The sequence below is a fragment of the Congregibacter sp. genome, assembly GCF_965662665.1.
Taxonomy (GTDB): Bacteria; Pseudomonadota; Gammaproteobacteria; order Pseudomonadales; family Halieaceae; genus Congregibacter.
In genome coordinates this window covers 61487-72823 of the sequence record NZ_CBFIIF010000002.1, presented here as the reverse complement: position 1 = coordinate 72823, position 11337 = coordinate 61487, and the positions used below count along the sequence as shown (strand labels likewise).

Sequence of the window (11337 nt, the reverse complement as noted above, 5' to 3'; positions counted from 1 at the left end):
GAGACAACGAAACCCACGCTGCGTTCGACTGGAATGTCCCCTTGCGGCGTCGCTCGCGCATCGTCTTTAGTTGTGGGCGTTTGCTGCGCAGAAAAAAGCCGCACATTTACCCTGCGAATTTCTGCTCAGACTGCTAGAATCTCGCCAAACCACCACTGACAAGTAAACTGGACAGTCGTCACTGTGAACCTGATAGCACTGGGTATTAACCACAACTCTGCGCACGTTGATGTGCGAGAGCGCGTGGCTTTTGCTCCGGAGCAGGTATCCGAGGCCATGAATGACGCCTGCCGCGCCGCGGATATTGACGAAGTCGTGGTCTTGTCGACCTGTAATCGCACCGAAATCTACGCCATTGCCCCAGCTGGCAAGCCCCTGAACGAGAAAGCGCGAGAGCTCATCGACTGGATGGCAAGCTATCACCACTTGTCAGCAGATGACTTGCGGGGAGCGGCTTATCATCACGAGGGCGAGGCCGCGCTGCGCCATATGGTGCATGTGGCGGCGGGTCTGGACTCCATGGTACTTGGAGAGCCGCAAATCTTTGGCCAGCTAAAATCGGCCTACGCCGTAGCCAGTGACGCAGGTACCGTGGGCAGCGAACTCGGCCGGTTGTTTCCCCGAGTTTTTAGTATTGCCAAAAAAGTACGCACGGATACTGCGATTGGCGAAAACCCGGTTTCTGTGGCTTTTGCTGCGGTGGACGTAGCCAGGCGAATCTTTACCGATCTCGGCGACTGTAATGCGCTGCTGGTCGGTGCCGGCGAAACCATAGAGCTGGTCACACGCCATCTTATCGAGGCTGGGGTGAGCAATATTGTGATTGCGAACCGCACGCTGGGGCGTGCCCGGGAACTGGCGCAGCAGTTCGGCGCGGATGCTGTACTGCTGGCTGAAATCCCCGATCATCTGCCCAAGTCGGATATCGTCATCACATCGACCGCGAGCCAGCTCCCAATCATTGGTAAGGGTACGGTGGAATCCGCTCTCAAGGCGCGGCGCTATCGCCCCATGCTGATGGTCGACATTGCGGTGCCCAGAGATATCGAGCCCCAGGTCAGCGATCTGCGCGATGTTTATCTTTATAGCGTGGATGATCTCAAGCAGATTGTTGACGGTAATTTGCGCGCCCGCCAGGAAGAAGTCAGCAAGGCCGATGAAATTATCGCGCTGGGTATCGCAAGCGTTGGAGAAGAACACCGTTCGCTGGGTGCGGTAGATCTGGTCAAGCAATACCGGCAGTCAGCAGAGATGCTCCGGCAGCGAGAGCTCGAAAAAGCGCTGGCGTCGATTACCCGGGGCGATGATCCTCAGCAGGTAGTGGCACAGCTCGCTCGGGCAATCACCAACAAACTCATTCACGCACCTACCACGGGTCTGAAGAAGGCGAGTGCTGAGGGGCGTCACGATGTGCTCGGCCACGCAGCTCGACTGCTCGGGCTGCAAATGGATCAATCGATGGATCGGCAGGAACAAAAGAGCTCTGAACCGGTAAGTGCCGTCGCCGAACCCTCTGTAGAGACCGCAGAAAACCTTGGCACCCCAGCCAAGAGCGCGGCCGATAGCGAGAACCCCAGGACGCCTGGCCCTACACTGCAGTGAAATCATCGCTGCTGCTCAAATTGGAGACGCTGTCTGAGCGTCACGAAGAGGTTTCCGCTTTGCTGGGGGATCCCGGTGTGATCGCGGATCAGGATCAGTTTCGACGCCTTTCCCGAGAATTTTCCGAGCTGGAAACCGTGGTCAAGTGCTTTGGCGAATACCAGCAGTTGCAGGGCGACCTTGAGGCAGCACAGTCCATGCTGTCAGATGACGATGCCGATATGCGCGAGATGGCAAAAGCGGAAATCGAGGAGGGCGAGGCTCGACGCGAGGAACTCGAAGCAGAGTTGCAGCTGCTCTTGTTACCGCGGGATCCTCGGGACAGCCACAACGTATTCCTCGAGATTCGCGCCGGCACCGGTGGTGACGAGGCGGCTATTTTTTCCGGTGACCTGCAGCGCATGTACACACGCTTTGCCGAGCGTCAGGGTTGGCGCATCGAAGTGCTCTCAGAGCGTCCCGGAGAGCACGGTGGCTACAAAGAAGTGATCAGTCGCATCGAGGGAGCAGACGTGTATGCCTTCCTCAAGTTCGAGTCTGGCGCGCACCGCGTACAGCGCGTGCCCGAGACCGAATCCCAGGGTCGCATTCATACCTCGGCCTGTACCGTTGCGATTCTTGCAGAGCCCGAAGAACGAGAAGCCATCGAAATCAACAAGGGGGATCTGCGTGTGGATACCTACCGCGCGTCTGGCGCCGGTGGCCAGCACGTCAACAAGACCGATTCTGCGGTACGTTTGACGCACTTGCCCACAGGTATCGTGGTGGAATGTCAGGACGAGCGCTCCCAGCACAAAAACCGAGCTCGGGCGATGTCCCTCCTGCAGGCCAAACTCGACAGTAGCGCCGAGGCGGAACAAGCCAGTGAGCAAGCGGAGCAACGCCGGAATCTGGTGGGAACGGGCGATCGCTCCGATCGAATACGCACCTATAATTTCCCTCAGGGGCGGGTTACCGATCATCGTATTAACCTCACGCTCTACAAGCTTGATGAAGTCATGGCGGGAGATATGGGCGCGGTGATCGGGCCCCTGCGTCAGGAGCATCAGGCCGATCAGCTGGCCGCCATGTCCGGGCAGTAATGGCTCGCGTTCAGGATCTGCTCGCCGAAAACACCTGCTTAGTAGGCGAAGAGGCGCAGCGCGAAGCTCAGGTTCTTCTTTGTGCGGCTCTGGATAAACCTCGCAGCTATCTCATGGCCTGGCCGGAGGCGGAGGTTCCCGAAGCCGCGGCACAACGTTACCGGCAATGGCTTTTGCGGCGCAGCGAGGGCGTTCCCGTCGCGTATTTACTGGGCACCCGCGACTTCTGGTCTCTTTCTCTTGAGGTTAACGAGTCGACTCTCATACCCCGGGCAGATACGGAGTTACTCATCGAGCAGGCCTTACAGCTGGACTTACCGGGGAGTGCCCGCGTGCTTGATTTGGGTACGGGCTCTGGCGCAATTGCGCTGGCTCTGGCGACGGAGCGGCCACACTGGCAGATCACAGCGGTGGAACAAAGTGCGAGGGCGCTCGAGCTTGCGATATCTAACGGTGAACGCCTGAATCTCCCGCAGATTGAGTGGCTATCGGGGAGTTGGTTTTCAGAGCTGGACAAACGCCGCTTTGACCTCATTGTCAGTAATCCACCTTACATTGCCGTGGGCGATGCGCATTTGAGTAGCGGAGATCTGCGCTTCGAACCCTTAACGGCGCTGGCCTCGGGTATTGATGGTCTGGACGATATCCGAGACATCATCGGGCAGTCCCCCCTGCATCTTGACGACGGTGGATGGATCATTCTCGAACATGGATTTGAACAGGGTGAGGAGGTGCGTGCGCTGTTGACTGCTAATGGTTTCTCAAATGTGGCAAGCTATTGCGACCTCGCCGGTCACGAGCGTATCAGCGCTGGCACATGGACGGAGCGGGCGATCGGGTAAACAATATCCGGAATGCTCGAGAGAGCGCGCGAAAATAGAGCCAGGGAGAAGGCCAATGCTTAGCGACCGGGAACTCGAGCAGTACAGTCGGCAATTAATGCTGCCCGACTTTACACTCGAGTATCAAGAGCGCCTCCGCGACGCCTGGGTGTTGGTGGTGGGCTGCGGTGGCCTGGGGAGTCCCCTGGCGATCTATCTCGCTGCAGCGGGGGTGGGGTGCCTGATCCTGGCGGACGGTGACACGGTAGAGCGCACGAACTTACACCGTCAGATTTTGCATGGCGAATCAGATATAGGGCGCTCAAAAGCGGCCTCTGCGGCTGCGCTTATCGGCGCGCACTATCCTGATTGCCGCGTGTCCCAGTTCACCGAAAACCTTGAAGAAGACGCCCTGACCCAGGCCGTGAGCAGTGTGCAACTAGTTGCCGATGGTACGGATAATTATCCTACACGCTTCGCGCTGAACCGCGCCTGTATCGGCGCTGGCAAGCCGCTGGTTTCTGCCGCAGCCGCGCGCTCTGAAGGACAACTGGCAACCTTTGATGTCGCAGGGGGCGGAGCTTGTTATCGCTGTCTCTATCCGCAGGAAGGTGCCGCTACAGCCTTGTCATGTCGGGAAAATGGTGTCCTCGGTCCGGTGGTGGGGATATTGGGTACCCTGCAGGCTCTGGAGGTTATTAAGGTCCTGACAGGCTGGGGTGAGTCTTTGCGCTCGCGCTTGTTGTTGATGGATCTTAGAAGTTACCAGCAAAACGTTGTCGATATAGCACGACGCCCTGATTGCCCCGATTGTGGAGGGAGTCACGACCGCGGTTTCGGACTGTGAGCATTTGGTAATAGTTACGGGAACGGCTGAGCCCGCCAGTGGTCACATATTTCGCAGCGTACAAAAGTCGGCTGCTGATAAAAGTCCGGGAGGGCAACTGCAGTGAGTTCATTGGTTCAGGGTTTTAGCCGTTTTCAGGAAGCGCTTTTTGGGCGCCTTGCTTATCTGGACGGGCTTGCGCCCCTGGCTCTCCGCTTGTATCTCGTCCCGGTGTTTTGGATGGCCGGCACGCAAAAGATCAGCGGTATCGAGAACACCATCGAGTGGTTTGGAAATACCGACTACGGGTTGGGTTTGCCATTCCCCACCTTGCTTGCCTATCTGGCTGCTTATACCGAGGCGATAGGCGCCTTGCTGCTGCTTCTGGGTTTAGCGACGCGCTGGATTTCTATACCCTTGATCATCACTATGCTGGTCGCGATATTCGCGGTGCACTGGGATAACGGATGGGCAGCCATTGCGGATTCCAGCGCGCCTGAGGTAGCCCAGCGTTTAGGCGCTGCTCGGGATCTGCTCAGGGATCACGGTAATTACAGCTGGCTGACGGAGCGCGGTAGCTTTGTAATTCTCAACAACGGTATCGAGTTTGCGGTTACCTATCTCTTTATGCTGCTGGCTCTGCTCTTCACCGGTGGTGGGCGATATGTGAGCGTGGATTACTACCTCGCTCGTCTGTTTAATCGCTGATCATTTATTCGCCAACAATGCTAGACTTCGCGCCTTAAATTTAAGGCAGATTTTCTTTTGACCAGCGACCATCGTTCTAACGCTCCTTCTTCCCGTGCCGGCGCTCCCCGCGCGTCCAAAAAGGGTCGAGAAAAAACCGACGACAGACAGTCTCCCTGGAGTGTTGAACAGTTTGACGTCGCACCTCAGGAGGGAAAAACCCGGTTTCATGATCTGGACCTGCATTCGACCTTAATGCACGGGATAGCGGATATCGGCTTTGAGTACTGCTCGCCGATTCAGGCGCAGGTGCTGCCTCACACGCTGCAGGGCCACGACGCTATCGGTAAAGCCCAGACGGGGACCGGTAAAACCGCCGCGTTTTTGATCACCATCTTTGACGACCTGCTAAAGAATCCTCATGAAGGTGAGCGATTTTTGGGTGAGCCACGAGCGCTGGTTATTGCACCCACGCGCGAACTGGTGATGCAGATCGCGGCCGATGCGGCAGATCTTGGTAAGCACACGGGTTTGAACACTTGCACGCTCATCGGCGGCATGGACTATCAGAAGCAATTGAATCAGCTGGGTCGGGAGGTCGTTGACCTGGTGGTCGCCACTCCCGGCAGACTTATCGATTTTACCGGCCGCCGTGACTTAGTGCTGGATCACGTCGAGGTTCTGGTGCTGGACGAAGCAGATCGTATGCTGGATATGGGCTTCATCCCGCAGGTAAAGCGCATCGTTCGACAAACGCCGCACAAAGACTACCGCCAGACATTGTTGTTCTCGGCCACTTTTACCCAGGACATCATCAACCTCTCTCAGCAGTGGACCACCGAAGCGGTCACCATTGAGATTGAGCCTGACCATGTGGCAACCGACACCGTGGATCAACGCATCTATCTGGCGAGTAGCGAAGAGCGCTTCCGTATTCTGGTCAATCTATTGCGCAGTGACGATGCCAGTTCAGTGATTGTATTTGCCAATCGTCGGGATCAGGTCCGTCGTTTATTCGAGCGATTGCGCAAGGCGAGCATCACCTGCGGCATGCTCAGTGGTGAAATTGCTCAGGCCAAGCGCACTAAAACCCTCGACCAGTTTAAGAAGGGCGAAATTTCTGTACTCGTCGCCACAGATGTTGCCGGTCGAGGTATCCACGTGGATGGCGTGACTCACGTCGTTAACTACAACCTGCCCGAAGACCCCGAAGATTATGTTCACCGAATCGGTCGCACGGGTCGTGCAGGCGCTAGCGGCACCTCGATTAGCTTCGCCAGTGAAGACGACGCGTTTTTGCTCCCTGATCTCGAAGCGCTGCTGGGCGAACCTGTTCGTTGCGAGCATCCGCCAGAGGAATTGCTCACTCGCTAATCGGCGAAAGCTGGTCTTGGATTCTTAGATGAGTGGGGTGGTTAGATAAGGTTTACGCGGACGTCGCGAGCCATGGATGGCGAGCGCCGAGCCTGTCATGGATGACGCTGTTTGGCGGTCCGCGTAGGCCTTGTCTGACCACCGCGCGGGCTCGATTACATCGTGTAGAGCCGCCCTCGTGTTTGGATCGTCCGCTATCGAAGTTCTTCCACATACAGGATCGTGGCACCCACTACTGCTGCTGGAACCACAAAGAAGTTGACGATAGGAATGCTTGCCAGCGCCGCGACCATGCCGCCAAAACCCAGGCTTGAGAGTCGTCGATCGCTCACGGCGATGCGCACGTCTTTGAAGCTGAATTGATGATTGTCCATGGGGTAGTCGACGAACTGGAGGCTCATCATCCATGCGCCCAGGAGCAACCACAGTAGCGGTGCAATGGCGTTGACGGCAGGGATGAAGCTGATGATTAGAACCATTACCGCCATCGGGATGTAGTAGACAAGCTTGGCGATTTCTCGAAAAATTCCCCGGGGAACGCTCATGAGGGCGGCGCCGAGTCCCTCGAGACCTTGCACGGGCTGCCCGGTGATGAGCTCCTCGGCCTTTTCTGCCAGCAGCGCATTGAAGGGTGAGGCGATGAGTAGGGCAACCGCGGTAAACAGATACCCCGTGACCAGCGCTACCGTAAGCCCAATAATGGGCCACAAGATCCATTCAAGAAATGAGAGCCAGCTGGGAAGCCATGCCATCCAACCATCCACCCAGGTTACGAGATTACTGAGTCCCCAACTGATGAGCGAGCCGAAAATCACCACGTTGATGGTCAAGGGCACGAGCACAAAGGGCCGCAGCCTGGGGTGGCTGAGCATTTTGCCGCCTCGAATGAGGCAGCCGGCACCGTATACAGGATCGCCTTCCAATTTTCTTCCTGATCTGTGAGGCTGGTAGTCTGCGTAGTTTAACGCGAGTAGATTGTTTCGTGCGGTGTTTGTCGTGGGGTCCGAGTTAGTCTGAGCCTGATTTGCGACGAAAACTGTAGCCGCTTGTACCAGCGCATTGTGATGAATTCGAGGAGGCGCCGATGATAAACAGTGATGACGACTTCCTGAGCGAGATGGGCGACGTGACACCCATAAAAACCGAGGCGCGGGTGCGACGAAAGCCCGCTGCGGCGGACAAAACCGCGGCTCAGCTGCGCCGGGAAGCGGCGGTGACCGAACGCGGGCGAGATACCAACCCGCTTGCCGACGAGGGTGTACGGGCCCTTGATCCCTGGTTTGTGCTGGAGTTTAAGCGGCCTGGTATCCAAAACGGGGTTTATCGCAAGCTCAAAAAAGGCAGCTACGCTGCCGAGGCCAGGCTGGATATGCATCGAATGAATGTCCAGCGTGCCCGTCGGGAGATCTACGGCTTCATCAACGAGTGCCATGAGCTGGGTTTGCGCAGCGTGCTCGTGGTTCATGGTAAGGGAGAACGCAGCCCTAATAGTGAGGCCGTGGGTATTCTAAAGGGCTTCGTGGATCACTGGCTGCGGGAGCTGGCTCCCGTGCAGGCTTTTCATAGCGCGCCGGCCCACATGGGGGGCACTGGAGCTGTTGTAGTGCTTTTGGCAAAGAGCGAAGAGAAAAAACGTGAGAACCGCGAGCGGTTTATGCGAGGTCGGGTTTCCTACGAACAGAGCTCATCCTGAGCGATGCGCTTAATGAGCGCCGTGCGACTTTAGGGTCTCAGCGTAAGCAAGGCCGTAACGGTGCTCACTGACTTCCTCAAGAAGAGTCTTGCCTTCGTGTCCCACGGCATTGATGTCACGACCTGCCGCGCAAAAGAGCGGGATAAACCGCGCAAAGTCTGTGTCACGCATGCTCTGGTAGGCGCGCAGTAGCAGCCTGAAATCTGCGTTTTGGCCATCACCTGGTCTGGGTTCTAAAAAGCTGGCGACGCGCTCATCGTCCCACTGCTCGTCAAGTACTTTGGCTTTGTCTTTACGCATTCCGATGATCCTTTGTGTTTCTTGGTACTAGGCGTCGTCGCCGTCCAGGCGAGCGAGGAGCAAATCGTTCACCATTTTGGGGTTCGCCTGCCCTTTGGACGCTTTCATGATTTGACCTACAAAAAAACCACTGAGTTTTTTGCGTTTGGCGGGATCGGCCGCGCGGTACTGAGCTACCTGGTCCGGGTTGTCCGACACCACCTTAGCTACCATCGATTCCAGAGCCCCACTGTCCGAAACCTGCTTGAGGCCTCGGGCGTCGATGATCGCATCCGCGTCGCCCTCGCCGTTCCACATCGCCTCAAAGACCTGCTTGGCAATCTTTCCGGAGATTGTTTGGTCTTTGATGCGCATGATCAGACCGGCGAGCTGCTCGGCCTGCAAGGGGCAGCTTGGCATGTCCAGGTCTTGCGCATTGAGTGCTGCCAGCAGCTCTCCTTGAATCCAGTTGGCGGCAAGTTTTGCGTCGCCACTGGCATTTGCTACCGCCTCAAAGTAATCCGCTACTGCGCGCTCGTCGGTGAGTACGCCAGCGTCGTAGTCGGATAGGCCATAGGCGTCCTGAAAACGCGTCCGCCGCGCTCGCGGTAGCTCCGGTAGCGCCGCCGCTATTTCGGCGACATCTTCGTCACTCAAGAGCACCGGTAAGAGGTCGGGTTCAGGAAAATAGCGATAGTCGTTGGCAACTTCTTTGCTGCGCATAGAGCGCGTTTCATCGCGGTCCGCATCATAGAGGCGCGTTTCCTGAACGATGCTGCCACCATCGTCGAGGATGTCCTCTTGTCGGATGCGCTCGCAGTGAATCGCTTTTTCCACAAAGCGGAACGAGTTGACGTTTTTTATCTCTGTGCGTGTGCCTAAAGTGTCACTGCCCGCAGGTCGCAAAGACAGATTCACATCGCAGCGCATGGATCCTTCGGCCATGTTGCCGTCAGAAATACCCAGATAGGTGACCAGGCTGTGGAGTGCCTTGAGGAAGGCCACGGCCTGTTCTGCGCTGCGAAAATCAGGTTCCGTGACAATTTCTAACAATGGTGTGCCTGCACGGTTCAGGTCGATGCCGGTCATGCCATGAAAATCTTCATGCAGTGACTTGCCGGCGTCCTCTTCCAGGTGAGCACGGGTTATGCCGACCTCGCTTGGGGTGCCATCGGGCAGGTTAAAGGCAAAGCGGCCCACCCCGACGATGGGTTCCGCAAACTGGCTGATCTGATACCCCTTGGGCAGATCCGGGTAAAAATAGTTTTTGCGATCAAAGACCGAGCGCTTACCGATCTGCGCATCAATCGCCAGACCGAACATCACCGCGTAGCGCACTGCTTGCAGATTGAGCACAGGCAGCATACCCGGCATGGCTAGGTCGACTGCGTTTGCCTGGGTATTGGGCGGCGCACCAAAGGTCGTGGCACTCCCGGAGAAAATCTTTGATCGGGTGGCTAATTGCAGGTGCACCTCGAGGCCGATAACCATTTCGCGGCTCATGAGGACGCCTCCATGGTAGGCGTTTTACGGTGCCAGTCATTACGCTGTTGGAACTGGTGGGCCGTGGCGAGCAGTCGCGCCTCGTCAAAGTGCTGCCCGATCAGCTGCAGACCCACCGGCAGTCCGTTGCTGAAGCCTGCAGGCAGGCTCATGGCTGGCAGACCCGCAAGGTTCACCGAGAGCGTGTAGATATCCTCGAGATACATAGCCGTGGGGTCATTGGTTTTTGACCCCAGTTCAAAGGCGACGCCGGGTGTTGTGGGTCCGGCAATAACGTCAACAGATTCAAAAGCGCTGGCAAAGTCGCCGGCAATGAGCCTGCGCACTTGCTGGGCCTTTTTGTAGTAAGCATCGTAATAGCCCGAGGAGAGGGCGTAGGTGCCTACAAGAATGCGCCGTTGTACTTCGTCGCCAAAGCCTTCTTCTCGACTGCGCGTGTAGAGATCCTCAAGATCGCTGGGGTTTTCGCAGCGGTGTCCGTAGCGTACGCCGTCATAGCGCGACAGATTCGTCGATGCTTCTGCAGGCGCGACGACATAGTAGGCTGGAATCGACAAAGCCGTCCGGGGCAGGGAAATCTCATGGAGGGTCGCGCCCAGGGCTTCGTATTCTTTGAGAGCTGCCTCGATCACTGCGGCAACGCCGCTATCCAGTCCCTCGCCAAAGTACTCCTTTGGGATACCGATGCGCAGCCCTTCGACGGGTTGTTGCAGCTGATCACGATAGTTCTCGAGAGGGCGCTTAGCGGAGGTTGAGTCTCTCGGATCGTGCGCGGCCATGACTTGCAGCAAAATCGCGCAGTCTTCAGCGCTGCGTGCCATGGGCCCGCCCTGATCGAGACTGGAGGCGTAGGCGATCATACCCAGTCTGGAAACCAGCCCGTAGGTGGGTTTGAGCCCGGTAATGCCGCAAAAAGCCGCGGGCTGGCGGATGGATCCGCCCGTGTCTGTACCTGTCGCGGCGGCGACAAGTCCTGCAGCAACCGCTGCGGCCGAGCCGCCCGAAGAACCTCCGGGTACTCGATTCGTATCCCAGGGGTTAAGGCAGGGTCCGTAAAAGCTGTTCTCGTTCGACGAGCCCATGGCGAACTCATCCATGTTGGTCTTGCCGATGAGCACGGCCCCGGCTTCGCGAAAACGCTCCACCACCGTCGCGTCGTAGGGCGGTGTAAAGCCATCGAGCATGCGAGAACCGCAGCTGGTGCGCAGGCCCTCGGTGCAAAAAATATCCTTATGGGCAATGGGAATGCCCGTCAATGGACCTGCATCGCCGCTCGCGATACGTGCATCGGCAGCTTGCGCTGCTTGCAGAGCCCCTTCCTCATCAACTGTGATGAAGCTGTTGAGGGCGCTATCTACCGCAGCGATGCGCGACAAAGCAGCCTCTGTCAGCGCTAGACTGCTGGTATCGCCGCTGGCAAGCGCGTCGGAGAGCTCCAGAAGGCTGCGAGTATCCGTGTCCTGAGTCATC

11 protein-coding genes are annotated in these 11337 nt (G+C 57.4%); 7 read left to right on the top strand and 4 right to left on the bottom strand.

The window, feature by feature from the left end; all coding sequences use genetic code 11:
* The first annotated feature begins 183 nt into the window (after positions 1–183).
* The 6 genes from hemA to rhlB all read left to right on the top strand — a co-directional run bounded on the left by hemA (position 184) and on the right by rhlB (position 6392).
* Positions 184–1602 carry a glutamyl-tRNA reductase gene (gene hemA / locus ACTG39_RS01490; protein ID WP_439105747.1) on the top strand — a complete coding sequence of 473 codons (1419 nt, stop codon included), beginning with the start codon at positions 184–186 and terminating at the stop codon, positions 1600–1602.
* Positions 1599–2684, top strand: coding sequence for a peptide chain release factor 1 (gene prfA, locus ACTG39_RS01485; RefSeq protein WP_439105746.1), 1086 nt, complete (start codon positions 1599–1601; stop codon positions 2682–2684). The genes hemA and prfA overlap by 4 nt, the downstream gene beginning before the upstream one ends.
* Complete coding sequence (gene prmC, locus ACTG39_RS01480) at positions 2684–3526, top strand: peptide chain release factor N(5)-glutamine methyltransferase (protein WP_439105745.1); 843 nt, start codon at positions 2684–2686, stop codon at positions 3524–3526. Before prfA ends, prmC begins: the two co-directional genes overlap by 1 nt.
* A gap of 55 nt (positions 3527–3581) precedes the next feature.
* Positions 3582–4352, top strand: coding sequence for a HesA/MoeB/ThiF family protein (locus tag ACTG39_RS01475; RefSeq protein ID WP_439105744.1), 771 nt, complete (start codon positions 3582–3584; stop codon positions 4350–4352).
* Positions 4353–4454: 102 nt separating this feature from the next.
* Positions 4455–5039 (top strand): HvfX family Cu-binding RiPP maturation protein, encoded by a 585-nt coding sequence (locus ACTG39_RS01470; RefSeq protein WP_439105743.1) that lies wholly within the window; start codon positions 4455–4457, stop codon positions 5037–5039.
* Positions 5040–5096: 57 nt separating this feature from the next.
* The gene (gene rhlB, locus ACTG39_RS01465) at positions 5097–6392 is read left to right on the top strand and encodes an ATP-dependent RNA helicase RhlB (RefSeq protein ID WP_439105742.1); all 1296 of its coding nucleotides are present in this window, start codon (positions 5097–5099) and stop codon (positions 6390–6392) included.
* Positions 6393–6586: 194 nt separating this feature from the next.
* Here the strand turns inward: rhlB and cysZ are convergent, their stop codons facing one another.
* Positions 6587–7315, bottom strand: a complete 729-nt coding sequence (cysZ, locus tag ACTG39_RS01460; RefSeq protein WP_439105741.1) for a sulfate transporter CysZ — start codon at positions 7313–7315, stop codon at positions 6587–6589.
* Between the two features lie 161 nt (positions 7316–7476).
* Here cysZ and smrA point away from each other — a divergent pair, with 161 nt between their 5' ends.
* A complete protein-coding gene (gene smrA, locus ACTG39_RS01455) occupies positions 7477–8085 on the top strand; it encodes a DNA endonuclease SmrA (RefSeq protein ID WP_439105740.1) in 609 nt (202 codons plus the stop codon).
* 9 nt (positions 8086–8094) lie between these two features.
* On the opposite strand, the gene ACTG39_RS01450 is transcribed toward smrA, so the two are convergent.
* Genes ACTG39_RS01450 through gatA form a run of 3 tightly spaced genes read right to left on the bottom strand, consistent with a single transcriptional unit; the run spans position 8095 to position 11336 of the window.
* Complete coding sequence (locus ACTG39_RS01450) at positions 8095–8385, bottom strand: PA4642 family protein (RefSeq protein WP_439105739.1); 291 nt, start codon at positions 8383–8385, stop codon at positions 8095–8097.
* A 27-nt stretch (positions 8386–8412) separates the two neighbouring features.
* Positions 8413–9867, bottom strand: coding sequence for an Asp-tRNA(Asn)/Glu-tRNA(Gln) amidotransferase subunit GatB (gatB, locus tag ACTG39_RS01445; protein ID WP_439105738.1), 1455 nt, complete (start codon positions 9865–9867; stop codon positions 8413–8415).
* On the bottom strand, positions 9864–11336 hold the full coding sequence (gatA, locus tag ACTG39_RS01440) for an Asp-tRNA(Asn)/Glu-tRNA(Gln) amidotransferase subunit GatA (protein WP_439105737.1): 1473 nt from the start codon (positions 11334–11336) through the stop codon (positions 9864–9866). The genes gatB and gatA overlap by 4 nt, the downstream gene beginning before the upstream one ends.
* Position 11337: the final 1 nt, after the last annotated feature.